25 protein-coding genes and 5 tRNA genes are annotated in these 23752 nt (G+C 50.8%); 11 read left to right on the forward strand and 19 right to left on the reverse strand.

The genetic code is table 11. From position 1 onward, the window contains the following. Positions 1 to 28: 28 nt before the first annotated feature. From lon to SPIRS_RS06555, 10 genes are all read right to left on the reverse strand, one after another. Positions 29 to 2437 (reverse strand): endopeptidase La, encoded by a 2409-nt coding sequence (gene lon, locus SPIRS_RS06510; RefSeq protein ID WP_013253884.1) that lies wholly within the window; start codon positions 2435 to 2437, stop codon positions 29 to 31. Then, positions 2434 to 3675, reverse strand: a complete 1242-nt coding sequence (clpX, locus tag SPIRS_RS06515; protein WP_013253885.1) for an ATP-dependent Clp protease ATP-binding subunit ClpX — start codon at positions 3673 to 3675, stop codon at positions 2434 to 2436. Before clpX ends, lon begins: the two co-directional genes overlap by 4 nt. Next, a complete protein-coding gene (clpP, locus tag SPIRS_RS06520) occupies positions 3656 to 4273 on the reverse strand; it encodes an ATP-dependent Clp endopeptidase proteolytic subunit ClpP (RefSeq protein WP_013253886.1) in 618 nt (205 codons plus the stop codon). The genes clpX and clpP overlap by 20 nt, the downstream gene beginning before the upstream one ends. 34 nt (positions 4274 to 4307) lie before the next feature. Beyond that, positions 4308 to 5672: a trigger factor gene (tig, locus tag SPIRS_RS06525; RefSeq protein WP_013253887.1), complete on the reverse strand. Its 1365-nt coding sequence runs from the start codon at positions 5670 to 5672 to the stop codon at positions 4308 to 4310. 122 nt (positions 5673 to 5794) lie between these two features. Continuing rightward, positions 5795 to 5866, reverse strand: a tRNA-Gly gene (locus SPIRS_RS06530). A 26-nt stretch (positions 5867 to 5892) separates the two neighbouring features. Beyond that, positions 5893 to 5974, reverse strand: a tRNA-Leu gene (locus tag SPIRS_RS06535). A 47-nt stretch (positions 5975 to 6021) separates the two neighbouring features. Beyond that, a tRNA-Lys gene (locus SPIRS_RS06540) sits at positions 6022 to 6094 on the reverse strand. A gap of 16 nt (positions 6095 to 6110) precedes the next feature. Then, a tRNA-Arg gene (locus SPIRS_RS06545) sits at positions 6111 to 6184 on the reverse strand. Between the two features lie 11 nt (positions 6185 to 6195). Further along, positions 6196 to 6267: transfer RNA gene (locus SPIRS_RS06550), tRNA-His, on the reverse strand. 138 nt (positions 6268 to 6405) lie between these two features. After that, positions 6406 to 8613, reverse strand: a complete 2208-nt coding sequence (locus SPIRS_RS06555) for an AAA family ATPase (RefSeq protein ID WP_013253888.1) — start codon at positions 8611 to 8613, stop codon at positions 6406 to 6408. Between the two features lie 96 nt (positions 8614 to 8709). Here SPIRS_RS06555 and SPIRS_RS22940 point away from each other — a divergent pair, with 96 nt between their 5' ends. Then, positions 8710 to 9591, forward strand: coding sequence for an anti-sigma factor antagonist (locus SPIRS_RS22940; RefSeq protein WP_013253889.1), 882 nt, complete (start codon positions 8710 to 8712; stop codon positions 9589 to 9591). A 4-nt stretch (positions 9592 to 9595) separates the two neighbouring features. Here the strand turns inward: SPIRS_RS22940 and SPIRS_RS06565 are convergent, their stop codons facing one another. Beyond that, complete coding sequence (locus SPIRS_RS06565) at positions 9596 to 10825, reverse strand: SpoIIE family protein phosphatase (protein WP_013253890.1); 1230 nt, start codon at positions 10823 to 10825, stop codon at positions 9596 to 9598. A 153-nt stretch (positions 10826 to 10978) separates the two neighbouring features. On the opposite strand from SPIRS_RS06565, the gene SPIRS_RS06570 reads away from it, so the two are divergent. From SPIRS_RS06570 to SPIRS_RS06580, 3 genes are read left to right on the forward strand one after another with little or no spacing between them, the layout of a single operon-like run. Next, positions 10979 to 11230, forward strand: coding sequence for a (2Fe-2S) ferredoxin domain-containing protein (locus SPIRS_RS06570; protein WP_013253891.1), 252 nt, complete (start codon positions 10979 to 10981; stop codon positions 11228 to 11230). Beyond that, on the forward strand, positions 11227 to 12954 hold the full coding sequence (locus SPIRS_RS06575; RefSeq protein WP_013253892.1) for a [Fe-Fe] hydrogenase large subunit C-terminal domain-containing protein: 1728 nt from the start codon (positions 11227 to 11229) through the stop codon (positions 12952 to 12954). Before SPIRS_RS06570 ends, SPIRS_RS06575 begins: the two co-directional genes overlap by 4 nt. Then, positions 12941 to 14131, forward strand: a complete 1191-nt coding sequence (locus tag SPIRS_RS06580) for a SpoIIE family protein phosphatase (protein ID WP_013253893.1) — start codon at positions 12941 to 12943, stop codon at positions 14129 to 14131. The genes SPIRS_RS06575 and SPIRS_RS06580 overlap by 14 nt, the downstream gene beginning before the upstream one ends. Positions 14132 to 14312: 181 nt before the next feature. Here the strand turns inward: SPIRS_RS06580 and SPIRS_RS06585 are convergent, their stop codons facing one another. Then, positions 14313 to 15029 (reverse strand): lysophospholipid acyltransferase family protein, encoded by a 717-nt coding sequence (locus tag SPIRS_RS06585; protein WP_013253894.1) that lies wholly within the window; start codon positions 15027 to 15029, stop codon positions 14313 to 14315. 95 nt (positions 15030 to 15124) lie between these two features. On the opposite strand from SPIRS_RS06585, the gene SPIRS_RS06590 reads away from it, so the two are divergent. The 3 genes from SPIRS_RS06590 to SPIRS_RS06600 are packed head-to-tail and all read left to right on the forward strand — an operon-like array spanning position 15125 to position 17017. Further along, positions 15125 to 15829, forward strand: a complete 705-nt coding sequence (locus tag SPIRS_RS06590) for a Bax inhibitor-1/YccA family protein (protein WP_013253895.1) — start codon at positions 15125 to 15127, stop codon at positions 15827 to 15829. 6 nt (positions 15830 to 15835) lie between these two features. Further along, positions 15836 to 16420 carry a chromate transporter gene (locus SPIRS_RS06595; RefSeq protein WP_013253896.1) on the forward strand — a complete coding sequence of 195 codons (585 nt, stop codon included), beginning with the start codon at positions 15836 to 15838 and terminating at the stop codon, positions 16418 to 16420. Next, positions 16421 to 17017, forward strand: a complete 597-nt coding sequence (locus SPIRS_RS06600; protein WP_013253897.1) for a chromate transporter — start codon at positions 16421 to 16423, stop codon at positions 17015 to 17017. 25 nt (positions 17018 to 17042) lie between these two features. Here the strand turns inward: SPIRS_RS06600 and SPIRS_RS06605 are convergent, their stop codons facing one another. Genes SPIRS_RS06605 through SPIRS_RS06615 form a run of 3 tightly spaced genes read right to left on the reverse strand, consistent with a single transcriptional unit; the run spans position 17043 to position 19394 of the window. After that, complete coding sequence (locus SPIRS_RS06605; RefSeq protein ID WP_013253898.1) at positions 17043 to 17810, reverse strand: UPF0280 family protein; 768 nt, start codon at positions 17808 to 17810, stop codon at positions 17043 to 17045. Next, the gene (locus SPIRS_RS06610) at positions 17785 to 18195 is read right to left on the reverse strand and encodes an NIL domain-containing protein (protein ID WP_013253899.1); all 411 of its coding nucleotides are present in this window, start codon (positions 18193 to 18195) and stop codon (positions 17785 to 17787) included. The genes SPIRS_RS06605 and SPIRS_RS06610 overlap by 26 nt, the downstream gene beginning before the upstream one ends. A 2-nt stretch (positions 18196 to 18197) precedes the next feature. Continuing rightward, positions 18198 to 19394, reverse strand: a complete 1197-nt coding sequence (locus SPIRS_RS06615) for a homocysteine biosynthesis protein (RefSeq protein WP_013253900.1) — start codon at positions 19392 to 19394, stop codon at positions 18198 to 18200. Between the two features lie 111 nt (positions 19395 to 19505). On the opposite strand from SPIRS_RS06615, the gene SPIRS_RS06620 reads away from it, so the two are divergent. Then, positions 19506 to 19943, forward strand: coding sequence for a response regulator (locus SPIRS_RS06620; protein WP_013253901.1), 438 nt, complete (start codon positions 19506 to 19508; stop codon positions 19941 to 19943). On the opposite strand, the gene SPIRS_RS06625 is transcribed toward SPIRS_RS06620, so the two are convergent. The 3 genes from SPIRS_RS06625 to SPIRS_RS06635 are packed head-to-tail and all read right to left on the reverse strand — an operon-like array spanning position 19921 to position 21927. Next, entirely contained in the window at positions 19921 to 20634 is a 714-nt protein-coding gene (locus SPIRS_RS06625) for a PHP domain-containing protein (RefSeq protein WP_013253902.1), read from the reverse strand. The two genes, SPIRS_RS06620 and SPIRS_RS06625, sit on opposite strands and share 23 nt — an antisense overlap. 11 nt (positions 20635 to 20645) lie before the next feature. Next, the gene (locus SPIRS_RS06630; RefSeq protein WP_013253903.1) at positions 20646 to 20981 is read right to left on the reverse strand and encodes a hypothetical protein; all 336 of its coding nucleotides are present in this window, start codon (positions 20979 to 20981) and stop codon (positions 20646 to 20648) included. Next, positions 20968 to 21927: a CBS domain-containing protein gene (locus SPIRS_RS06635; RefSeq protein ID WP_013253904.1), complete on the reverse strand. Its 960-nt coding sequence runs from the start codon at positions 21925 to 21927 to the stop codon at positions 20968 to 20970. Before SPIRS_RS06635 ends, SPIRS_RS06630 begins: the two co-directional genes overlap by 14 nt. A 115-nt stretch (positions 21928 to 22042) precedes the next feature. Here SPIRS_RS06635 and SPIRS_RS06640 point away from each other — a divergent pair, with 115 nt between their 5' ends. Continuing rightward, entirely contained in the window at positions 22043 to 22387 is a 345-nt protein-coding gene (locus SPIRS_RS06640) for a phenylpyruvate tautomerase MIF-related protein (protein WP_013253905.1), read from the forward strand. 4 nt (positions 22388 to 22391) lie between these two features. On the opposite strand, the gene SPIRS_RS06645 is transcribed toward SPIRS_RS06640, so the two are convergent. Then, complete coding sequence (locus SPIRS_RS06645) at positions 22392 to 22646, reverse strand: helix-turn-helix domain-containing protein (protein ID WP_013253906.1); 255 nt, start codon at positions 22644 to 22646, stop codon at positions 22392 to 22394. A 204-nt stretch (positions 22647 to 22850) separates the two neighbouring features. Between SPIRS_RS06645 and SPIRS_RS06650 the strand changes: the two genes are divergently transcribed. Together SPIRS_RS06650 and SPIRS_RS06655 are read left to right on the forward strand one after the other, a co-directional pair. After that, on the forward strand, positions 22851 to 23201 hold the full coding sequence (locus SPIRS_RS06650; protein WP_013253907.1) for an STAS domain-containing protein: 351 nt from the start codon (positions 22851 to 22853) through the stop codon (positions 23199 to 23201). Continuing rightward, positions 23201 to 23752 carry an ATP-binding protein gene (locus SPIRS_RS06655; protein WP_013253908.1) on the forward strand — a complete coding sequence of 184 codons (552 nt, stop codon included), beginning with the start codon at positions 23201 to 23203 and terminating at the stop codon, positions 23750 to 23752. The genes SPIRS_RS06650 and SPIRS_RS06655 overlap by 1 nt, the downstream gene beginning before the upstream one ends.

Consider the following 23752-nt stretch of genomic DNA (forward strand, 5'->3'; position numbering starts at 1 on the left):
AGCAAAAAAGCTTCTTAGAGGTCGGTAATTAGGCGTTCGGGAACAAAAAGCGAAGAGCGTCTCCGATCGTGGCGACATACACCAATTCGATTTTCGACTTCACCTCTCTCGGCAGCTCGCCCCCGTCCTTTCTGTTGTCTTCCGGAAGCAAAATCGTAGTCATCCCGTTCCTTCGTGCGGCCAGACTCTTCTCTTTTAAACCGCCGATTGCAAGAATTCTCCCTGTCAGGGTTATCTCTCCGGTCATGGCTATATGCCTGTCGACGATGCGGCCGGTTAAGGCCGAAAGGATTGCCGTGGTTATGGTGATGCCCGCCGAGGGGCCGTCTTTAGGAATAGCCCCCTGCGGAACATGAACATGGATATCCTGTTCCTTGAGTGCCGAGGGTTCGACCCCGAACTCATGAGCGCAGGAGCTGATGAAGCTGAGGGCTATTCTGGCGCTTTCTTTCATGACATCCCCGAGGTTGCCTGTTAGTATGAGCTTGCCGTCTCCCGGAAGCAGGGCAACCTCGACAGGTAACAGCTTTCCTCCCAACTCGGTCCATGCCAGGCCGTTGATAAGTCCGGGTCTCCCATTTCGATAGAGAAGATCGTTTTCAAAGCGGGGAACTCCAAGATATCGCTCGACACTTTTGGGAGTGATGATAGCCGAGAAGGCCTTTGTTTCCGATTTCTGCTGAGCCTCTTTTTGTTCTGTATCATCGTCCGGCTTCTGGAGCCGAGGGAGCAGGACTCCCTTGCTGAGTCCTTCCCGAGCCGTTTTCCTGATGATGGAGGCGATTTCCCGCTCGAGGTTCCTCACTCCTGATTCCATGGTATAGTTTCGAATGATGGTGGTAAGGGCCTCTTTTCGAAAGCTTATTGAATCGGACGGCAGGCCGTTTTCTTTGAGCTGCTTGGGAATAATAAAGTCCTTGGCAATTCTCACTTTCTCGTAGTCCGTATATCCGGGAATTTCGATGACTTCCATTCGATCCCGAAGGGGGAGGGGAATGGTGTGAACACTGTTTGCTGTGGTGATAAACATGACACGGGAAAGGTCGTAGGGAACCTCAAGGTAATGATCTACAAAGGTTCCGTTTTGTTCCGGGTCGAGGACTTCAAGGAGGGCCGATGCCGGATCTCCTCGAAAATCGCTGCTCATCTTATCGATCTCATCAAGGAGGAAAACAGGATTGACGGTCTGTGCCTTTTTCATCGACTGGATGATTTTACCGGGAAGGGCCCCTACATATGTTTTGCGGTGGCCCCGAATTTCCGCCTCATCTCTGATTCCGCCGAGACTGATTCGTACGAACTTTCGGCCAAGGGCTCTGGCTACAGATCTGCCTAAGCTGGTCTTTCCTGTACCGGGAGGCCCCACAAAACAGATGATAGGTCCTTTCCCTTTTCCTTGCAGTTGTCTGACTGCAAGAAAATCGAGGACACGTTCTTTTGCCCTTTTCAGGTCATAGTGGTCCTCATCCAGGATCTTTTGCGCCAGGTCGATATCGTGGTTATCGTCACTTGCCTCACTCCAGGGAAGATCAGCTATCCATTCGAGGTAGGTCCGTAAAACCCCCGACTCGGGGCTCATGGGCTGAAGCCGGGCAAGTCTTGAAAGTTCCTTATCCGCTTTCTCCCACACCTCGCTTGGCAGTTCCCTTGCTTCAATACGTTTTCGAAGCTCCTTAGCACCCGACCCGTCATCGTCCTCTTTTCCAAGTTCTTTGTTGATCTGTTTCAGCTGCTCATTGAGAAAGTATTCCCGTTGATTTTTTTCAAGCCGTTGTTTGACCCTGGAATTGATCTTATTTTGAAGCTCCAGCATCTCGTTTTCGGCCTCGAGGGTTACGGCAAGCAGTTCAAGCCGCTCATTGGGATGATCTTTTTCAATGATCTCCACCTTTTTCTCGGGCACGATCTGCACATTTGCACAGATCAGATCGACAAGTTTATCGGGATATTCAGCTTTCTCAACGGCAGCAAGGATCTCCGGACCGATTTTTTTCTGATGCTTTGTATAGCGCCTGAATGCGTCCCGTGCCGCCGCCATGAGGGGGACACTCTCCTTACCAACTTCCCTGGCATCGATAATCGGCTCGACCTGAACGCGGTGGTACTCCTTTTTCTTTAGAAATCGTACCACCTTTCCTCGTTCCATTCCCTCTGCCAGTACCCTGAGGGTTCCATCGGGAAGTTTCAGCATCTGAAGGATTTTGCTTATGCTTCCGGCTTCAAAAACATCATCCTCCGTGGGTGTGTCGATGTCTCGTCGTTGGCAGGCGAGAAAGACCATTCGATCGTTTCCCATGGCCGCTTCAATGGCGCTGATAGTCTCGGCCCTTCCTGCAAAAAAGGGAACTACCATATGGGGAAAAACAACGAGCTCCCTCAGCGGGACCAGAGGGAGCTCTTTTTTACCATTTTTCAGGCTCAAATCTTTCAGCTTCATGCACTTTTCTTGTCGAGTATAATCTCCGGAGTTTCCGACTTTTCTATTACGTCGCGGGTAACAACGACCTGCTTAGCTCCTTCGATGGAGGGAATTTCGTACATGATATCAAGCATGACATTTTCAACAATGGCCCGCAATCCTCTTGCGCCCGTCTTCTGCTCAAGCGCTTTTTCCGCGATGGCCTCCACAGCACCTGGCTGGAACACAAGATTGACCTCATCCAGCTTCAGGCTTGCCTGATATTGGCGCAGAATGGAATTCTTCGGTTCGGAAACGATCCTCATCAGCTCCTCTTTCGAGAGATCGGAAAGTGCCACGTGAATGGGCAAGCGGCCGATGAACTCCGGTATGAGCCCGAATTTCACCAAATCGTCGGGATGGAGTTTGCTGTAAAGGGCGGAAAGGTCTTTCTCACTGCTTGCCATAACATCGGCACCGAAACCGAGGGGATGTTGGGCAACCCGCTGTTCGATGATCCTGTCGAGGCCGACAAAGGCGCCTCCCACAATAAACAGGATATTTGTGGTATCGATCCGTATCATTTCCTGATTCGGGTGCTTCCGTCCTCCCTGGGGCGGGACGGAGGCCACGGTCCCTTCGATGATTTTCAATAGGGCCTGCTGTACCCCTTCTCCTGATACGTCACGAGTGATGGATACATTTTCTCCCTTTCGGCTGATCTTATCTATCTCGTCGATATAGATGATTCCCCGTTCGGCGGCGGCGATATTATTACCGGCGGCCTGTATCAGCTTCAAAAGGATATTTTCTACATCTTCGCCAACATATCCCGCTTCGGTGAGCGTAGTGGCGTCGGCAATTGCAAAGGGAACCTTTAATTTTCTGGCAAGGGTTTTTGCAAGGAGGGTTTTACCCGTTCCCGTAGGACCAAGTAAAAGAACATTGGCTTTTTCGATTTCGATATCGTCTTCTATCTTCCCACGCTGCGCGATTCGCTTGTAATGGTTATAGACCGCAACGGACAGAACCTTTTTTGCGGTCTCCTGACCGACAACGTATTCGTCCAGGTATGTATGAATTTCCTGAGGAGTAGGAACATCTTCGAGAAAATCGCTCGAAACGACCTCATCCTCATCATTTAAAATGCGCATGCAGACATGAACACATTCATCACAAATGAATACCCCGGGGCCTGCAATCAATCGTCTGGCATGTTCGCTGCTTTTTCCGCAGAAGGAACACACCTTATTGGATTCATTTTTGTTTTTCGCCATTTTTCTCCCTCACGAGAACTTTATCGATAATCCCGTACGCCACAGCCTCTTCGGCCGATAAAAAGTAATCACGTTCCAAGTCTCGTGCAATAACTTCTTCGCCTTTTCCCGTATGCTGGGAAAAGTAACGTATGGTCAACTGTTTAAGGCGAACAATTTCCTTTGCCTGGATACCGATATCAACCGCCTGCCCCTGAGCGCCTCCCCAGGGTTGGTGGATCAGAATTCTTGAAGAGGGAAGTGCGAATCGCTTTCCCGTACTTCCACAGGTAAGCATAAGGGCAGCCATGCTTGCCGCCTGTCCCATACAAATGGTCTGTACATCGGGCTTGATGTATTGGATGGTGTCATAGATTGCGAGACCTGCCGTTACACTTCCTCCTGGAGAATTAATGTAAAGGCTGATGTCCCGCTCCGGATCAAGAGATTCAAGAAAAAGCAGCTGAGCCACCACAAGGTCCGCGGTTGCATCATTAATTTCTCCATCAAGGAAAACAATCCTATCTTTCAAAAGCCGGGAAAAAATGTCGTAACTTCGCTCTCCGACTCCCGTCTGCTCAACAACATACGGCACAAGGTTGTTCATCTGTTCCTTCATTCCTGCTCCCCTCATCTGTGAACCTTTATCCAACTTACTGTTTATCCTGCATGAAGTCCAGATAATCGGCCTTTTTCCCCGTCTTTATCTTGTTTTTCTCTATCAAGAGATCAAACCCCTTTCTATTGCGCAGATCGTTCTTTACCATTTCCATAAGGCCATTCTTCTCGAAGGCCTCTTTCAGCTCATCGAACTCCTGTCCGTTCTCTTCCGCCTGTTTACGGATCTCCGCTTCTACTTCATCATCGGTAACTTCCGGCGATTCCTTTTCTATTATTTTTTCCATCAGAAGCTGAACCTTCAGACTCCGTTCTGCCTGGGGCTTCCATTCCTCAAAAACGGTTTCCTTGCTTTTTCCCTGAATTTGAAGGAATTGTACCAATTGATCTTCCGGCATCCTGGATTGCTGAACAAAACGCTGCCATGAGTTTTCCAATTCGGCGGTAAGCATGGAAGTGGGAACCGCAAGCTCCGATCCCTCGATGATTTTGTCGAAGATCGCTTCACTTTTTACTTCACGAAACTTCTTTTCGAGGCTTTCTTCCAGTTGTCTGCGAATATCTTTTCGAAGATCGGCGAGGGTTTCGTATTTGTCGCTTACATCCTGCGCCAGCTCATCGTCAAGTTCCGGAACCTGTTTTTCTTTTATTGCCGTAACGACGACCTTAATCTTGACACTTTTACCGGCGAGTTCTTTGTAGTCGTAATCTTCGGGGAAGCTTTTCTCGATCAGCTTTTCCTCATTTTTGGCCATCCCGATGATATCGTCATCGAATTTATAGAGGTTGTATTCGGTTCCGACGGTGAAAACGAAGTCTTCCCTGCGGCTTTCGTCCTTTTCTTTTCCTTCGCCGTCCAGTTCGACATAGTTGACGGTTACGATGTCGTCTTTTGCAGCCTTGGCTCCTTCCGCTTTTTCGACGACCATGGAGTTCTGCTCCTGAATCTTCTCGAGTTCGCGGTCCTCATCTTTTTTCGTTACCTTTACCTCTGGAACCTCAATTTCAAAACCCTCGTAGCTGCCCAGTTTTACATCAGGATAAACATCATAGACAACGGCAAAGGTGAAATCTTCTCCGTCTTCGATTTTTCCGAGTTCTTTTTCGTCCGCTAATTCAGGCTGAGAGTAGGGAAGGGGTTTTTCCTCAATTTCCTCAAAAACCTGCTTCAGACTTTCCTCGATCAGTTTTACGGTTGCTTCTTCTCTGATCCCTTCGCCGTATTTCTGCTCGAGTATCTTTGCCGGTGCTTTTCCTTTTCGGAACCCGCGAATCTGAGCATGTTTTGCATAATTGGCAAGAAGATCTTGATACTGCTTTTTTGCCGCATCTTTTTCCACGGTGACCGTAAGTTTTACCGCAGAATTTTCAAGATGCTGCACTTCTTTATTTGCGATCATTCCCTAACCTCTCTATCGTCGTATTTGTTGAATATACACAAAATCCCTCTTTTAGCAAACCGCCGTGGGAGGGAGGAATAAAAAAAGGCGACCCGGAATGGCTCCAGATCGCCTTGGAAAAGAGCGAGAGACGGGAATTGAACCCGCGACATCCACCTTGGCAAGGTGGAGCTCTACCGCTGAGCTACTCTCGCCGGAAATTGATTCTTGCCCTTTTCTTTGCGAGAGAAGGGACTTGAACCCTTACGCCTTTCGGCACCAGATCCTAAGTCTGGCGTGTCTGCCAATTTCACCACTCTCGCAGTGATTAACACGAAACGCCCTTCTTCGTCAAGAGCACATTTCGAATTGAGCCGTGAAGGGATCGAACCTTCGACCCGCAGATTAAGAGTCTGCTGCTCTCCCAGCTGAGCTAACGGCCCAATGATTAAACTGTAGTACGTCCGGCAGGATTCGAACCTGCGACCTACGGATTCGAAGTCCGGCGCTCTATCCAGCTGAGCTACGGACGCATATCGCGTAGGGTGGGTAACGGGATTTGAACCCGCAACAACCAGAACCACAATCTGGCGCTCTACCGTTGAACTATACCCACCGTGAATTGTGCAGGAGGAAATCTGCATCATTTCACGCTTTTTGTCAATACCGCTCAACGTTTCGGTCAGACAAGATCCGATTGGTGGGAACATCATAAATGATTTGGAGAAAATGTCAACCCGCCGACGCTTCTGTTTTACCTGTGGAATTTCAAAAGTACGAGCTTTCTTCGCCAGGGAATGGGATGGCCTGCGAGAATCGTTGTAAGACGCTTTTCCGTTTCCCGGATATCCGCCAAATTCAGTTGAGAGATGCATGCTCCATATCCCCCTTCGGTGGATGGGGAAAGCCAGCGCTTGAGTTCTCTGCTTCCTATGGTACGCTCCTCCTCAAGGGGAAAAAAACGGGGGCTGTCGACCTGGAAACCCACAGCAGCAGCATGTTCAGTGAGACTCTTTTCATCCCAGGAGGTCGTATCATTCGTCCCTGTTTCATATATGCTTTCTTCCGCCTTTTTCAAAAGTTCTATCAGCGATCCTTCTTGAGGTGCGATGCTTGCAACGGCATCGGAGAGCCTCATTCCGTATTTGGGAATGGTTTCGACCACAACGACTCTGCCCTTCGACTTGAGGACGGAAAAGATGTTTTCCATTTCCCCGAGGTGCTCACTTTCCGGGAGCCTGAGAAAGTGGTTTCTTCCTATCACCACCTCAAAGGAGATCTCTTCCGGAATCCCTTTCCTCAGCGGCTCGGATCCCGCGACAAAAAGCGAGGGGCGACCGGGATCGTCCAGGGTGGATGCATAGCCTTCCAGCCGTTGGAGTGCCTCCCGACTCCTGAGCGCTCCCCAGACCCCTCCCTCGGGGCTCTTTCTGCACGCTTCCCAGAGCAGCAACCCGTCGTCGGCGCGAAGGTCGAGGACCAGTTCATGGCGGGCCGGTTTTGCTTCGTCGAAGATGGCCTTTCTGAGCAGCATAAGGTTTTCCGAGGCATTGTCGGCCAGGCGTGCAAGCCATCTTGCCTCCTTCCCGCTGGGTTTGCCGAAGCTGAGAATTTCGCCGGGATCCTCCATCTGACCCAAAGCCAGCTGTGCCTCCCTCCTCCTGGTTACCTGGTCTCTGACCCGCTCCTCATAGCCTTGAGACGATGGGCGGTAGAAGAGGCGGCCTCGCATCTGCTCCGGGAGATAGTGCTGGGCAACCCAGTGGTCCCGATACGCATGGGGATAGAGGTAGCCTTCGCCGTGGCCGAAGCCCTCCTTGTCGCGGTTGGCGTCCCGAAGATGGTTCGGCACCTCGCTTTTGGTATCCTCTTCCACCGCCTTAAGGGCGTCGAAAAAGGCGAGGGAGCTATTTGACTTCGGAGCTGTGGCAAGGTAGAGAACCGCATGGGTGAGGTGAAATCGTCCCTCCGGCATGCCGACCCTGTCGAAGGCTGCCGCCGCCGACTCTACCACACCAAGGGCATGGGGATCGGCAAGGCCGATATCTTCGCAGGAACTGATCAGCATCCTTCGGAAGATAAACCTTGGATCCTCACCGGCCCGGATCATTCGTGCCATCCAGTAGAGGGCCGCGTCGGGATCGCTGCCCCGAATCGATTTTATAAAGGCACTTGCCACATCGAAATGGTAATCGCCGTCTTTGTCGTAGAGTACCACCTTTTGCTGGATGCTCTCTTCGGCTGCGCTGATGGAAACGAAGAGCTCAGTTCCCTCCTGCGGCGGGAATGAATCGACACTGGTCTCCACCGCAAGCTCCAAGGCTCCAAGCAGGCTTCGGGCATCACCTGAAGCCACAGAGATGAGGTGCTCCAGGGCCCCCTCTTCGAAGCTCACCTTCCACTTGCCGTATCCTCTTTCCCGATCGTTAAGGGCCTGGTGGGCCACCGCATACAAATCATCTTTACTCAAGGGCTTGAGCTGAAAGATTCGACTACGGCTGACCAGGGCCGGATTGACCTCGAAAAAGGGGTTTTCCGTGGTTGCACCGATGAGGATCACCGTGCCGTTTTCCACCCAGGGAAGCAGGGCGTCTTGCTGTGCCTTGTTCCACCTGTGTACCTCGTCCACGAAAAGGATGGTACGCTTGTCATAAAGCTCTTTCCGTTCTTTTGCCGAGGATATGGATTGACGAAGCTCTTTCACCCCGGAGAGTACGGCGTTCAGGGTATCGAAGGCGCTTTTCGTCGTTCCTGCGATTACCCGTGCCAAGGCGGTCTTTCCACAGCCTGGAGGTCCGTAAAAGATAAGACTGGAGAGCCTGTCCGCCTGAATGACCCGCCTCAGGAGCCTGCCGGGACCGACGATGTGAGACTGTCCGATATATTCGTCGAGGTTTCGGGGACTCATCCGGTAGGCGAGGGGGGCTTTTTCGTTCGATTCGGCGGCACTGAAAAGTTCCATGGCCAGGAGTATACACAATTGAACCCCTTTTTTACAGAATACTTACCAATGCTTGACCTATTTTCTGCATGCTTTGTCCAAAGGAGTGTGTATACCATGACCTGCACAAGTAAACGTCATAATTCAATCGTCATTTTCATTCTCGAAGGGGAGATGGATCTCTATTCGGCATCGATTCTGAAGACGGAATTTGACAAGCAGCGAACGGCGGGGTTTCGCCGTTTCCTTATCGATTGCGGGGAGCTGAGTTATATCGATTCCAGTGGGGTGGGGGTGCTTATCTCGGTCTTTACCACCGCTCACCGCATGAAGGCACCGCTTTTTTTGTGCGGTATCCACGGAACGGTACGATCGGTTATCGAATATACCAAGCTTACCGGCTTCCTTCCCATGGTCGAAGCGCGGGAAGAGGCTTTGTCTCTGCTTGCCGCCTCCGGTACCGACAGTGAGAAACAGGAGGGCTATGACGAAAAGTGGATTCTTCAGGATGATAATCACCCGCTGCTCAAGCGGGAAGGGATGCTTCACAAGGACTTTCATCTCGACTTGAAGAAGGTCCGTCACCTCAGTCAGCTGATCGTGCAAAAGGCTCCGACCGAAATCAGGGATTTCAATCTCCTTGAACAACAGATCAGTGAGCTGGTCAAAAATGGGGTCCGGCACGGAAACAAAAATGATCCGAATAAAAAAATCGGCGTCTGGTTCCGTTTTTCCACCCATTCGGCCCACCTCATCGTAGAAGACGAGGGTGAAGGCTTTCGGAATATCGGGGAATGGAACAGCTTTTACGCGAAAAAACGGGAGGCGTTCGAGAAGCATGATTTTGAAGAGATGATGAACTATGTCTCTTTTCGCACCAGCACAAGCCGCGATGACGATGGAGGCAACGCCCTCTTTGCCGCTGTTGAGTTCTGGAACAGAGGGGTCGTCTTCACTGAGGCCGGCAATTGTGTTGCGGTTGCCCGCAGTTACGACTGAGGGGCTATGCTATTTCCCATTGCATGGTTTGTTCGGGAGATAGGTCCATTTCCACTTCTTTTGCGTCGGGATAGCGAAAAATGAGGAATGTTACATCATCGTGGTAGGGGGCGTCCCCCCGAAAGCGATTGAAATCCCTTCGGATATGGTCTCTGATGGATTCCGGCCCCTCCTCCCGATACGTTTTTATCACGGAAAAGAGGCGTGTCATGGAGTACTCCTGACCATCAAGGTTCTGCTGTTCGGTCAGTCCATCCGTAACGAGGATGAGGATATCTTTTCGAAGAAGGGTAAAGGTGCTCGGTTTCGGTTCGATCTGCGGGGTAATGCCTATGGGGAGATTCTCGTTCGAGGTGACCACCTTCAATAACTTTTGTCCCCGTAAAAGTCCGAAATAGGAGTGTCCCATATCGAGGATGGTGATCCTGCCGCTCTTTTCGTCGAAAACAAGAAAGATTCCCGTGAGGAATTTGTCTCCCTCAAAGGTTGAAAAGACCGATCGGTTTACATGGGTGACGAAATCGACCAGGTTGTGCCGGGAGAAATCAAAGGTTTCGACACTTCCGTGCAGCATTGCCGTGACAATGGAGGCCGCGACCCCCTTGCCTGAAACATCACAGATCGTGATGAACCATGTGCTGTCGCCGATTTTCTTTACCGCGTAGAAATCGCCTCCGACTCCCTTTGCCGTGGTTGAGCTTGCAACCACTTCGAGGTGGGTGGTGAGAACGGCCTGCCGTTCCTGAACGATACGCTTTTGTACATTGTGCGCAAGATCGATATCCTTTCTCGACAGGTCGGAAAGAAAGGTCAAAAGATCGAGGGTCGAGAAGGTACCGCAAAAGTGGCCGGCTTCATCGATGATGATGAAGACCGATTCCTCTTTGCTTGAAAGGGCTTCCGCGAGATATTCGGAGACGACCAGGATATGTTCCCGAAGCTTGAAGGAAGGGCGCTGCATGGTAATCTTTTTTACCGATCGATTTTTTAAGACATCGCGGCCGAAGGGGCGGCTCAAGAGGCTTGTCAACTGATTCTGGTCGATCAGGCCTATTGGTTCCATCTTGTCGTTTACGACCCCGAAGGCGGGAATCTCTTCACCCCGTTCCTTAATGAACTCCAGCAGTTCCTCTACCAATGTTTCGTAATGTACGTAGTAAAAGCTTGATGCAATCTTACCGAGAGCCTGGCTCGGTAGGAGTTCCGGTATCTGCATAGTGCCAATGTGTTTCATCTATTGCCTCTTCCAATCTGTAGCCTGCAGCCAGTATCTCAGGATTGTGTGAGAATCCTGTGAGCTGATCGTAAAAAGTGCTGCAGGCTTGAAGATTTTTGTATAATAGATTATATTTTATCGGTAAAAAAATACCGATAAAAAGGAGTGGCTATGACCATAGAGATCTGTATGGGAAGCTCCTGTTATGTACGGGGAAATCGGGACCTGCTGGCGGCGTTGGAACAATTTCTCGAAACAGAAGGGCTTTCTGATCGGGTCGCTCTTAAAGGGTGTCTGTGTACCGATTGCTGTGGGCAGGGGCCCAACGTTATTATAGATGGTGAGATCTATCACGAGGCTGCCCCAGGGAGTATTATCGATCTGCTTCGAAGTCGGTTTGGGGCGAAAACGGAAGGACAATGAAACCAGCGATTTATACCGAACAGGCGGCCTGCCAGGACTGCTATAAATGTGTGAGAGAGTGTCCTGTCAAGGCTATTGAGGTGAAAGACGGCCATGCCGTGGTTGTACAGGATTTATGTCTCTACTGCGGCCATTGTGTGACGGTTTGTCCCGTCGGGGCGAAACGGATGCGGGAGGATCTGCCACGGGCAAAACTCCTTCTTGCCCGTAGGGAATCCTGCCACATCTCCATAGCCCCAAGCTGGGTTTCCGAATTTCCCTGCTCTCCCGGCCAAATGGCAGCCGCCCTCCTTGCCCTCGGCTTTCGCTCCGCCGGGGAGACCAGTATCGGGGCAGAGGTCGTTTCGTCTGCCATTCGTCGTTCGTTTTCCGATTCCCTTTCGCTCTCTACCGCCTGCCCCGCCGTAACCGAACTGGTGGAAAAGTACTATCCCCGGTTGGCTTCCCATCTTTCTCCCTGGAAGAGCCCAATGCTTGCCCATGCATTGATGCTGAAACAGCGCTACGGCGATAAGGCCGGTGTCGTCTTTGCCGGTCCCTGCATTGCAAAGAAGCAGGAGGGAGATAAACATGAGGATTGTGTGGATGTAGTACTTACCTTCGACGAGCTTCGAAGATGGTTTGACGATGCAGGAATCGACCTTCGAAGTATTGAACCCGCCTCCTTCGATGGAATGGCTTCCCGAGGCGGGGCCCTCTACCCCGTGGATGGCGGTATGATCGCTTCCATAAAAGAGAGGGCACAGATCATCGATGCCACGATGATCTCCCTTTCCGGCACGGAGTCGATCATGCGAAGCCTTGATGATCTTGGGGAACAAGCCTCCGGCAGACCCCTTTTCCTTGAGTTCCTTGCATGCAAGGGGGGCTGTATCAATGGTCCTGCAACCGACAAGAAGCGGAGCCTTGTTTCCAAACGGCTTCGGGTCATAGAGACCGCCGCCCGAAGAAGCAAGGAGGGGGAGGCTGCATCAAGCTTGGCGCCTGTCGGAGATGAGAAGCTTTCCAAGCGGTGGCAAGCCGATCGGGGCGTTGTTCGCCGACACTTTTCTTCCGAGGAGATTGAATCGGCCCTTATTCGTTTGGGAAAAGAGCGTAAAGAGGATCGCCTCAACTGTGGGGGCTGCGGTTACCACACCTGTGCCGATTTTGCCGCAGCCTGGATAGAAGGAAAGGCAGAAAAGGCGATGTGTGTCGCTTCGATGCGCCGGATTGCCCAAAAAAAGATGAACGCCATCATAAAGGCGATTCCCCTGGGGGTTGTCATCGTCGATGACGAGATGAACGTGGTCGAGTGTAATCGAAAGTTTCTCGAATTCTTTTCCGACTTTCCCCCCGAGGAGATCGATGAGGTCATTATCGACAACATGGTCGGCAGGCCCGCTGCCCGTTTCCTTCCCGAGACAGAGGGAATCAGGCGAATTCAGGGGGGAGAACGGGAACTGGTGGAAAAACGGCTTGAGTATCGGGGGCGGATCATGAAGGTCTTGATATTCATCATCGAACGGGACCGTTTTACCGGGGTCCTTTTTGAGGATGTGACGAGCCTCACCAAACGGAGGGATACAGTGATCAAAAACGCCGAGGCCGTCATCGCGAAGAACCTTGCAACGGTCCAGCAGATCGCAGGCCTCCTCGGTGAAAGCGCCGCCGAGACCGAGATCATCCTTTCCAGCCTTATCGATGTCTTTAAGAGTTCCGGAGGTGGCGGTGAGGGCAGGTAATTCCTTTATCGAGGTCGACTACGGGCAACATTTCAAGGCAGGAGAGCGAATAGGAGGTGATGTCTTCCTCCTTTCCCGTCAAAAAGAGGACGGAAGGATTGTCTGTACCCTTTCGGACGGTCTCGGCAGCGGGGTGAAAGCAAACGTACTGGCGAACCTGACGGCCACCATGGCGCAGCGATTCGTTACCCAGCGGCTGGATGTGAGAACCAGCGCAACCATTATCATGAACACCCTGCCGGTCTGTGCGGTGCGAAAGATCAGTTATTCGACCTTTTCCATCGCCGATATCACTGCAGACGGAAGGGCGAGAATCATTGAATACGATAATCCCCCATTTCTCTACCTGCGGGGAAGCAGCTTACTCGATCCTCACAAACAGACCATTTCCCTGAAACGGGAGGGGGCCATGAAAGAGGAACAGCTTGTGCTTTCTGAATTGAACCTTGAGGTGGGAGACCGTCTTCTTTTCATAAGCGACGGTGTCACCCAGTCGGGCATGGGAAGCCCTTCTTTCCCTCTGGGCTGGAGGAGAGGGCCTTTGATTGAGGCAGTCAAGGAAATAGTGGCCTCACAACCCGATATCGGCGCACGGGAGCTCTCACATGCCATCTGTAATCGGGCGAGGCGGAACGACGGTTTTACCGCTCGGGACGATATTACCTGCGCCGTCGTCTATTTTCGCAAACCCAGACAGCTTCTGATCGTTACCGGCCCTCCTGTGGACCCGGACAAGGATCCCTGGATGGCCTCTTTTTTCGACAAATTCGATGGGAAACGAATCATAAGCGGAGGGAGTACCGCCTCCCTGGTTGCTCGGGAGCTGGGGCGCCAGGTAACGGTGAGACTTCACAGCGGCTGTGACGACGTGCCCCCCGCCTCCACCATGGAAGGGGCCGATTTGGTGACCGAAGGACTTATCACCTTGAGCAAGGTCTCCCTTGCCCTTGAAAAGCGGGTCGATCCCTCTTCTCTGTCCCCCGGGCCGGTGAGATCCTATCTGGAATTGCTTCTCGACAGCGATTCCGTTCACTTTCTGGTCGGAACGAAAATCAACGAGGCCCATCAGGATCCCAATATACCGGTTGAGATGGAGTTGCGTAGAACCATTGTCAGAAAAATAGAAAAAATCCTTGAAGAGCTCTATCTGAAAGAGACGGAAATCCACTTTTTGTAATGGTTTTCTACTGTTCCGAATCCTGGTGATTGAAGAGACATAATTCCATTTCCTATAATAAACTGAAAGTTGAACAATGGAAAAAAGGAAGCACTGACATAAAAGCAAGGATTTTACCGGCACAGTGGCTCGTACACCACCAGGATTCGGAACACTAAAGAATGGTTTCTATAGCATGGCCCTACTGGGGAAGAGCCGAGGCTATCTGCCCGACGATTTCTTCGGTTAGCCGCTTCTGCTCCTCTCTTCCAAGCCCTTTGCTTGGCATCGGAGGATGGATGGTAAGGTGTACCTTCCCCGATCTGACCTTTCCCTCGGCTTCCAGAAGCCTTCTGGTTCCGTCGATGGTGATGGGGACAATAAGTGCCTCGGCCTTGAAGGGAAGCTTCATGGCTCCGGCCCGCACCGGGCCCATTCCTGATCCTTTGTTCCTCGTTCCTTCGGGAAAGATCAGTTTGGCATGACCGCTTCGGATATCCTCGGCACCGAGATCAAAAAGCCGAAGTGCCTGTTTCGGATTTTTCCTGTCGAGAAAAATGCAGCCGATCTGCTTCATCCAACTACTGAGAAATGGAACATAGCGAAGTTCTTTCTTTGCCACAAACCCAATGATTTTCGGCACGGACGCCATGATGACCGGTATGTCCAGATAGCTTTGATGGTTCGAGACGAAGCAGAGATTGTCCGCTTCCGGAAGATGTTCCAAGCCCCGTACCTCTATATCGATTCCGCAGCTGTATACCAGGATGCGTGCCCAGGCTCTGGTAATGGTAAGGACGTAAGCCCGACGCTTTGCGACACAAGCAAAAAGGTAGAGAAAGGGAATCGGTAAGAGAAAAAGCATGGACAAAAGCATCATGATCCAAAAAGCGGTGATAAATAGGATAGTTCGTACCATTTCTTTAGTAGACGCTTTTCCCGGGTGCTTGTCAATTCCCGATTGATTGCGTACCTTATAGATAAGAATACGCGACATGACGATGGAGGTTATGTATGGCTTTTGCAAGAGAAGAAACGCTTCGCTATGCCGAAGTTCGTGAACGAAATATCATTAGGAACGTCTACCTCTGGATGACCGCCGGCCTTGCTCTTACCGGGGTGGTAGCCATGGCCGTTTCGTCAAGCAGGAGTATGATTGCCACCTTGGTCGGTAATCCCGTCCTCTTCTTCGCTCTGATCATCGGCGAGCTGGTTCTTGTCTCGGTCCTTTCGGCCCGAATCAACAAGATGAGCGCTTCGTCTGCAACCTTGGCTTTTGCCGGTTATGCCGTATTGAACGGTATCACCCTTAGTATTGTTTTTCTTGCATATACCGGTCAGACCATCGCTCTTGCCTTTTTTACAACGGCGGCGACCTTCGGAGGGATGAGCCTCTGGGCGTTGACGACAAAGCGAGATCTTTCCGGCCTTGGTCATTACCTGATGATGGGGCTTTGGGGGGTTCTGATTGCGACTCTTATCAATTTCTTTCTCAAGAGCCCTACGGTCTATTATATGATCAGCTACATCGGTATTGCGGTTTTTCTTGGTCTTACGGCCTATGATACGCAGATTATCAAACGCTGGAATGCGGCCTATGGTAATTCCGTCGATGAGGAAGGGTATGTTAAGATTTCGATCATGGGAGCCCTTAAGCTCTATCTTGACTTTATCAACATCTTTCTCTTTTTGTTGAGAATCTTCGGCAGGCGCAGATAGTCTTTTATGGGACAGCCTTCTCTCAAGGGGCCCGGTAACGACCAGCCGTCGCGCCGGGCCCTTTCTATGTTCTTTACCTTTTTTCGGATCGGAGCGTTTACCATCGGCGGTGGCTATGCCATGCTGCCTTTGATCGAACGGGAGATTGTCCATCGACAGGGTTGGGTAAGCGAGGAAGAGATCGTCGATGTCTTCACGATTGTGCAATCTGTTCCCGGAACGATTGGAATAAATTCGGCGATTTTTATCGGCTATCGCCTTGCCGGCTTTCGGGGGGCGGTCGCTGCTGCCCTGGGCATGATACTTCCCTCCTTTATCATCATCTCAGTTCTTGCGACCCTTCTGGTCCGTTTTCGGGATGTCCCGGAGGTGCAGCGAGCCTTTGCCGGAGTGCGGGCTGGGGTGACAGCCCTGATTTTTATCGCCGCCCTGAAGCTTGGGAAGAAGGTGATACAGGGGATTTTCCCTATTGTTGTCGCTCTTGCCGCTTTTCTTGCCCTCGTGGTTTTTAATCTGCATGCCATCGCCATTATTGCATCGGCCGGCCTTGCCGGTGTGCTGCACTATTACTTCCTGCGCAAGGAGCTGTAGATGGCACTCCATTTTGATTTACTTTGGACCTTTTTCAAAATAGGGCTTTTCAGTTTTGGGGGCGGTTATGCGATGATCCCCCTCATGAAGATGGAAATTGAGCGACACGGCTGGCTTTCCCTCCAGGAATTTGCCGATCTGGTGGCTGTCAGCCAGATGACTCCTGGTCCCATCGGCATTAATGCCGCCACCTTCATCGGCATCAGAACGGCCGGTATCAGTGGTGCTATTGTTTCAACCTTGGGGGTCGTTCTTCCATCGTTTGTGATCATCATTATCATCGCCCGTCTTTTGAATGCCTTCAGAACCAACAGGATCGTTGATGCTGTCATAAAGGGAGTCCGTCCGGCTACCATCGGTTTGATTGCTACGGCGGTCCTGTTTTTTGCCGAGCTTTCCATCTTCCGTGGTCACATCGGCCTTGAAACAATTGGAACATGGATTGCCGGTAAGGGGGGGCCAAAGCTCAATTTTGCCCTCAATCCCGGCGGATGTATCATTTTTGTGCTCATTTTGATTCTTGTGCGCCGTTTCAAGCTTCATCCCATTTTGGGAGTGATCCTTTCGGGGATTCTGGGTATTTTTTTGATGGGCTGAGCCCTTATTCCTCTATCCGGTTCCACTATCCGGGAAAGTTGCTCTCTTTGTCTTTGCTTACCCGGCTTTTAAGCCGTGGATCAACATGGCGAATGAGGGGAGGAAGCTTCCCCGCCATGGCCATTGTTCCGTCAAGAATGATGAGTACCCCTTGTACTCCGGGAAGATCTGCGATCTCTTCCGCTCTGCGCCCCAGTTCTTTTGGTGAGTCGATGCCGTTTGCTCCCCAGGTTGCCGCCGCATCGGCTATGGCGGCATCGGGGGCCACTACCGTTACCAGATCCGCTCTTCCAAAACTGAGTGAATGCCCCATCTTTGAACTTGAGGAACAGACTGCCAAGGGCGTTTGTTCGGCTTCGATGCGGAATGCCAGATGCCGGAACCCCTCCGGAGCCTTTCCCGCATAGAGGGCAAGGATAAGTTCGTGCTCGAGTTTCATGAAAACATCACCGCCGTTTTCCACGATTGCCTCTTCAAGCCCCTCGGATAAGGCCTTCTCGACAGCCAGTTGCGCGAAGGTTCCGGCAACCGCAGCCATGGGGCCTACTCCGATGCGTAAGGATGCCTTGTGCATCCTGATGGCGGATTCCGGCGCCGGTGTCTGGAGAACCGTAAGCGGGGTTAGGGCTCTCTGAAAGTCGGGGAAATGGCGGATATACTTCTCCAGCTCTTTTCGAAGCACCGGGAGATAGCGTCGGGCAGAATCAAAGGCCTTATCGCTTATCCGATAATGGGCCCCTCGAAAGGAAAGGGCCCTAAAATTGCGTTTAGAAGACCGAAGTACAGGCGCCATAGGGGCAGTTCTTTATGCAGGCAAGACATTCGATACAGGCCTCGGCATCAAAGATGATATGCATCGTGGCTGGATTATCTATCCGTAAAGCATGGGTCGGGCAGTGGGAGAGGCAGTTCCCGCATTGAGTACAACGCTCTTCGTCCCAAACAACACCCTTTTCCGCTTCGCCTACACCGACATTCTGATCTCTAAGGTAGGCAATGCCTTTCCTCAGGGCATCTTTTTCCCCTGATATTTCCAGGATCATAAAACCTTCGGCCTCGTCGGTTATCTTTGCCCGAAAGATGTTGACGATAAGGTCGTAATCTTTGACCAAATGGTAGATGTGCGGCTGTTCGGAGACCTCTTTTGAAAAATTGAGCAGGAATTTTTTTTGTATCATCTTCAGCGTACCTCATCCTCTTTCCGGATTTTCAGCGATTTCAGTTCCTGTTCCACCGGAAGCGGCTGTAAAGGCCGGCTCAGTAGGAAACTTCCGCTTCGAACTTCCTCTTTCAACAACTCAGCAATTTCCAAGGCCATTGCATAACTTGACATGGAAGAGACCTCAACCCTTTTGCCGAGAAGCTCAATATTTCCCTTCTTTAAATCGGCGTAGTTGACATGAGCGAGTACCTTGCCGGTTTTGTTTGGATAATCACTGCTGTAATCGATTACCTCCGCCGGAATATCCCGGTCTCGTACGGTGGTTTTCAGAAGTACATCTTCGTCCAGAATAGGAATAGGGATACCGACCCCCAGGGCCAGGGATACCCCGTAACCCTTGAGACTTACTCCCCTGACATAACGGCCGTTCATCTGCTTCATGTCCGCGGTAAGTGCCAGGGTTCCTGCCCCTCCGGTAGGCACTCCTCCCGGCGTACGTGAAATGGAGGGAGCATGTTGCGTTCCCTCGGCGTAGACATGGCCCCTTGCTCCGGCCAGCCACACCGCCGTGCCTATCCCGATTGTTCGATAGAGGGGGTCGTTGAGAAGCGGCGAAAGCTGTCCTGCCGAGCTATAGGTCAGATTCTTCATGTGTGGCTTCAAGGCCCCCAGATAGGTGTAGATGGTTTTGTCAGATAGGTTTGTCGCCACATTGTAGTTCTGGTAGCAGTTTCTCGGATTGACCATGATGGCCTGATTAAGGTCGTCGATAGTAAACCAGGTTCTCAGCTCTCTCCTGGGATATTCGTCGGTCCCATACGAGAGGGCAAAGAGCTGGCATTGTTTCCCCGCTACCAGTTTTTCAATAACATGGCCCCCTCCGAAGCGGAACTCTCCTGGGTAATACATGTTTTCAGGATCGTTTTGCCTCAGCTGGGTCGCCCCTATATAGGCATCCACCGCAGCTACTCCCGAGTAGGCAAGAACATCATCGATCCATGCTTCGGTTATTCGTATCTTGGGAGCGCATTGACCGAAGTTCACAAATGCTCCGGAGCTACACATGGCTCCGAAGGTCGCCGTGGTCACGACATCAATCTCTTCGGCCGCCTTTGCCAAGCCCTTTTGATCGACATAATCGGAGACTTCATCGGCGGTGAGCACCACCGCCTTGCCTGATGCAATTTTCTCGTTGATTTCTTCGTAGCTTTTCATTCGTATTATCCTAAAGAAATGAGCTTTCCGGAGCAAGAGGAGAAAAGCGGTTGAATTTCATCTTAAAAAGCATACAATAGGGAAAGCAGATATCGTTTCCGGGAGGAACCTTTGAAAACGAAAACAGACTTTCCTGACATCAATTCCCGCAAACCCGATGGGATCGGCCCCGATGGGAATCCCTATAAGATTCTTGTCGTGGACGATTCGATGTTTGTCAAAAAGCAGCTTACCCAGATTCTTGGTAGCGAAAGCTATGAAGTAGTGGATACTGCAGGACATGGCGCTGAGGCTGTGGAGAAATATAAGGAACTCTATCCGGGAGTTGACCTTGTTACCATGGACATCACCATGCCGGGGATGGACGGAGTCACCGCACTTGAAAAAATCATGGAATTCGATAAGGACGCCAGGATAATCATGATTTCGGCCCTTGGAAAACAGGACTTGGTGAAAAAGTCTTTTATGTTGGGAGCGAAAAACTATATCATAAAGCCATTGGATCGAAAGAAGGTGCTTGAACGAATCAGGAGCGTTTTTGAGGAGTGACCCTTTTTGCTACCAAGGCGTCGTATAGACCTTCGAAGGTTGGAGAATCGGCTTCGAACGTAAAGCTTCGTTTTGCGATATCCTGTGGATAATGAGCATCGCTGTCGGTAATGACACAATAGTCTGCCGTGTCGATGACCGGCGGCCATGTTACACATTCCACTGCCGAGTAGTCCAAGCGGGGAAGAAATCCCAACTGACTAACGACACTAAAAGAGGGTCTGTCGATATGGGCGGGAATGAACAGTCCGCCCCGCTCTTTTACCTCTTTCAGTAGCTCTTCCAAGGCGATTTCAGCCCCCTGCAGAAGCGAAACTTCTACCTCTCCCAGAATGAATTCATGTTCGTCCACATAGACTTGATCCCCGAAAAGATCGGGATTATTGGGAATTTGCGGTAGACGATTCTCAATGAAGTCTCCCAGCTCTTCGGCCTGCTTTACTGTGGGAAAGAGACACAGCACATGTGCCTCTTCGATGCTGTTTACCTCGATGCCGAAAATAGGGGTGATGTTGCTTTTTCGTGCCGCATGGTCGAAGGCTCGCAGGTTCCGTGCACAGTTGTGATCGGTCAGGGCAACCAAATCGAGACCCGCGGCCTCCGCCTCGGTAATAATCCTTGCAGGGCTCATTTCCAGGCTGCCGCAGGGGCTCAGGCAGGAATGAATATGAAGGTCGGCCCTGAATCTCATTGCTTTATTCCTCAGTTCTTTTTCAATAGACCTGCAATTTTCCAACTTGCGGTGAATTGGTTGTCGCTGGTCCGAAAAATGGCGATATCCTCGTTGATAGCCGCCTCTATCATCTCCTCCGGGGCTTTCCTCCCGTTGCAAAGCACGATTGCCCGAATCCCCGCAAGGCTTGCGACCGCCACGCTGTTTCGGTGTGCCTGGATGGTGATCAGCACGGAACTATCCGGAGCGTTGCCCATCACATCGCTGAGTAGGTCCGATGTATATCCATCGACAATCTCCGCTTCCATTCCTTCCGAACAGAGGCATTCGTAGCCAAGCACCTTCCCAATGTCAGCCGTTTTCATGTCGGACTCCCTCCTTTTCTTCTTCTTTATGAGGTAGCAGAATTTCCGCCCGAGCAACGGTACCGCGTTCTGCCCCATCAGTATGCGATACAAGGGTGAATTGGTCCGCAACCCTGCGACAATTGGGCAGACCCATACCTGCACCGAAGCCCAGGGACCTGATCCACTCATTTGCGGTAGTCCAACCTTCCTTGAGTGCTAACTCCACATCCTGAATTCCTGGACCGCCGTCTCTGCTTACAATAACGATCTTCTGCTCGTCGATTTCAATCGAAATGGTACCGCCGTCGGAATGGACCACCAGATTCATCTCCAATTCGTAAGCGGCAATGGATACCCTTCGGATGATTTTTACATCGGTTCCCCGTTGTTTCAACAACTTTTTGATTTCCGTAGAGGCATGTCCGGCATTCTCGAAATCATTTCTGATTACCCGAAACTCCATGGATGCTTTGCCCTGAAGCGCATCGGGAGAGGGGATGCTGATCCTTTCGATCCTCTCCATCTCTTTGTTTATTTCGACCAATAGCCTTGTAATGATATCCCTGCTGGTGATGATTCCCACCAGTTTGTTGGTTTTATCGAGAATGGGAAAGCGATGGTATGAGTACTTTTCGAAGTAACTGATGGCAAAGCTGACCGGCATATCTTCCTCAAGAAATATGAGCTTTCTCGACATATGCATCTCTGCGGCCTCGTCGATATACCCGCCTTCGAGAGCCCGTATAATGTCGTCCATACTGACGATACCGAACAATCTTCCGGACTCTGCAATCGGCATGCCTGTGATGCCTCGTCGTCTCATTGTCTGTTGTATTTCCCGGAGGGGAGTGTTTCGTCCTGCCGTCGTCACCTCTTTGCACATTACATCCTTGACCTTGAGACGATAGATCAATTCCAGAATAACGGTAGGAGAATCGTAGGTGTTGATCGGTATAGCCCGCATAGTAGAAAGTATAGCGAAATACGGGCATAGACGGTAGGGGGCTATATATCTGGGAAGCTTGATTTCTTTTGGATTTCTTCCTATCCTGTGAAAAAGTAAAGAAAGGAGTGAAATTATGCCCTTTGTCAGTGTAGAAACAAATCTCGCCATCGATACGGAAAAACGCAAACAATTCTGTAAAGCACTCAGTTCTGCTGCCGCACAGGCTGTGGGAAAACCTGAGCAGTACGTCATGGCATTGGTTCGCAGTGATGCGGCCCTGACTTTTGGGGGGAGCGAAGAGCCTGCGGCTTTTGTTGAACTGAAAAGCATTGCTCTTGCCGAGGCCGCGTTAAAAGAGATCTCCCGCCGGTTTTGCACCCTCATCGAGCAGGAACTTGGCGTTCCCTCCGCCCGCATCTACATTGAATTTACCAGTGCGTCGGGGGCATGGTGGGGCTGGAACGGTTCCACATTTTAGGCCATTAAGCCTTTCCTCTTTTACCTTTCTCCCTTTTTCCGTCTTTTCCTTCGGGGAGAAAGAGTTCATGCGGCTCCAATTGCAAGGCGTCACATAGCTTTTGCAATGTATTTGCCGAAGGAAATTTCTTTCCCGCCTCTATGTCTCCTACAAATCCGATCGAAATCCCCGCCTTTTCAGCCAATCCCATCTGCGTCAGATTTAATGTGTAACGGGCTTCCCGAAGGTTGGCAATTAGCCGCTCCTGAACTTTTGTCATTTGGCGCTCCACCATGGACGATTCATCATTTCCATCTTTCTTAAGAAATAGAACTAATTACCATTTTGGGAGGTTAGTGTGCAATTTTCAATACGCTGAAAGCGAGTGGTTCCCTATTCTCCCTCTTCATGGCTCCTGGTGCTTTTACACCAAGTTAACTTGACTGCTGGGTGGAATAATGGTACCGTACAGCGAGGTCGGTAGATGGACATAAAGCTGCGTCGTTATAATACTATTTATATTATCGATATCTCCGGGGATATGGACCTTTACAACGCGCATCGGTTGAAAGATGTCGTTGCCAAACTGATTGCAAAAGGTGTCTCGGAGCTTGTTATCAATCTCGAAAAGGTCGACTACCTTGACTCAAGCGGGGTAGGGGCGCTTATTCATGTATTCACGCAGGTCAAGCAGCGGGAGCTGCAGATGCGGATTACTCATGTCCACGGTTCTGTTGAAAAAGTTATCCGTCTGACCAAACTCATGGACTACTTCCCCATTGTCGACAGTGTAAAAGACGCTCTCTATGAATTGAGCGGAAAAGGGCAGCAGTGATGGAATCGAGAAAAGAGATAATCGTCGATGGTTCTCACAAGCTTTTTGATCGAAAGGGAACCTTTCATAAGGAGTTCCCGAGCGACTATCGGCAGGTTCGTTTTTTTTCCATGTTGATTGCTCAGAAGGCACCCCCTGAGATTCGGGAGATCAATCTCCTTGAGCAGCAGATAAGTGAGCTGATCAAGAATGCAGTTCGTCACGGAAATAAAAAAGATCCTTCAAAGCATGTTCGCGTCTGGGCATCGTTCAGCGAGCATCATGCTCATGTTATTGTCGAAGACGAGGGTGCCGGGTTTCAAAACCTTGAGTCTTGGAATGAGTTTAATCGTCGGCGAAACCAGTGTTTCCGTGAGCATAATTACGAAGAGTTAGAAAAGTATTTTTCCTATCGTACATCGGAAAGTGAAGACAACGACGGAGGAAATGCCTTGTTTGCCGCCCTCGAATATTGGGATGGTGGTGTTGTATTTAACGAAAAAAGAAACACAGTTGCTGTGTACAAGCATTTCGACAACACCAGACGGCCCGGTATCTCAAGGGAAGAGTAG

The sequence above is a fragment of the Sediminispirochaeta smaragdinae DSM 11293 genome (assembly GCF_000143985.1).
Taxonomy (GTDB): Bacteria; Spirochaetota; Spirochaetia; order DSM-16054; family Sediminispirochaetaceae; genus Sediminispirochaeta; species Sediminispirochaeta smaragdinae.

Excerpts from the sequence above, each read along its gene's own strand:
- lon (WP_013253884.1), bottom strand. The coding sequence starts at position 2,437 with ATGAAGCTGAAAGATTTGAGCCTGAAAAATGGTAAAAAAGAGCTCCCT.
- clpX (WP_013253885.1), bottom strand. The coding sequence starts at position 3,675 with ATGGCGAAAAACAAAAATGAATCCAATAAGGTGTGTTCCTTCTGCGGA.
- clpP (WP_013253886.1), bottom strand. The coding sequence starts at position 4,273 with ATGAAGGAACAGATGAACAACCTTGTGCCGTATGTTGTTGAGCAGACG.
- tig (WP_013253887.1), bottom strand. The coding sequence starts at position 5,672 with ATGATCGCAAATAAAGAAGTGCAGCATCTTGAAAATTCTGCGGTAAAA.
- SPIRS_RS06555 (WP_013253888.1), bottom strand. The coding sequence starts at position 8,613 with ATGGAACTTTTCAGTGCCGCCGAATCGAACGAAAAAGCCCCCCTCGCC.
- SPIRS_RS22940 (WP_013253889.1), top strand. The coding sequence starts at position 8,710 with ATGACCTGCACAAGTAAACGTCATAATTCAATCGTCATTTTCATTCTC.
- SPIRS_RS06565 (WP_013253890.1), bottom strand. The coding sequence starts at position 10,825 with ATGAAACACATTGGCACTATGCAGATACCGGAACTCCTACCGAGCCAG.
- SPIRS_RS06570 (WP_013253891.1), top strand. The coding sequence starts at position 10,979 with ATGACCATAGAGATCTGTATGGGAAGCTCCTGTTATGTACGGGGAAAT.
- SPIRS_RS06575 (WP_013253892.1), top strand. The coding sequence starts at position 11,227 with ATGAAACCAGCGATTTATACCGAACAGGCGGCCTGCCAGGACTGCTAT.
- SPIRS_RS06585 (WP_013253894.1), bottom strand. The coding sequence starts at position 15,029 with ATGGTACGAACTATCCTATTTATCACCGCTTTTTGGATCATGATGCTT.
- SPIRS_RS06590 (WP_013253895.1), top strand. The coding sequence starts at position 15,125 with ATGGCTTTTGCAAGAGAAGAAACGCTTCGCTATGCCGAAGTTCGTGAA.
- SPIRS_RS06595 (WP_013253896.1), top strand. The coding sequence starts at position 15,836 with ATGGGACAGCCTTCTCTCAAGGGGCCCGGTAACGACCAGCCGTCGCGC.
- SPIRS_RS06600 (WP_013253897.1), top strand. The coding sequence starts at position 16,421 with ATGGCACTCCATTTTGATTTACTTTGGACCTTTTTCAAAATAGGGCTT.
- SPIRS_RS06605 (WP_013253898.1), bottom strand. The coding sequence starts at position 17,810 with ATGGCGCCTGTACTTCGGTCTTCTAAACGCAATTTTAGGGCCCTTTCC.
- SPIRS_RS06610 (WP_013253899.1), bottom strand. The coding sequence starts at position 18,195 with ATGATACAAAAAAAATTCCTGCTCAATTTTTCAAAAGAGGTCTCCGAA.
- SPIRS_RS06615 (WP_013253900.1), bottom strand. The coding sequence starts at position 19,394 with ATGAAAAGCTACGAAGAAATCAACGAGAAAATTGCATCAGGCAAGGCG.
- SPIRS_RS06625 (WP_013253902.1), bottom strand. The coding sequence starts at position 20,634 with ATGAGATTCAGGGCCGACCTTCATATTCATTCCTGCCTGAGCCCCTGC.
- SPIRS_RS06630 (WP_013253903.1), bottom strand. The coding sequence starts at position 20,981 with ATGAAAACGGCTGACATTGGGAAGGTGCTTGGCTACGAATGCCTCTGT.
- SPIRS_RS06635 (WP_013253904.1), bottom strand. The coding sequence starts at position 21,927 with ATGCGGGCTATACCGATCAACACCTACGATTCTCCTACCGTTATTCTG.
- SPIRS_RS06640 (WP_013253905.1), top strand. The coding sequence starts at position 22,043 with ATGCCCTTTGTCAGTGTAGAAACAAATCTCGCCATCGATACGGAAAAA.
- SPIRS_RS06645 (WP_013253906.1), bottom strand. The coding sequence starts at position 22,646 with ATGACAAAAGTTCAGGAGCGGCTAATTGCCAACCTTCGGGAAGCCCGT.
- SPIRS_RS06650 (WP_013253907.1), top strand. The coding sequence starts at position 22,851 with ATGGACATAAAGCTGCGTCGTTATAATACTATTTATATTATCGATATC.
- SPIRS_RS06655 (WP_013253908.1), top strand. The coding sequence starts at position 23,201 with ATGGAATCGAGAAAAGAGATAATCGTCGATGGTTCTCACAAGCTTTTT.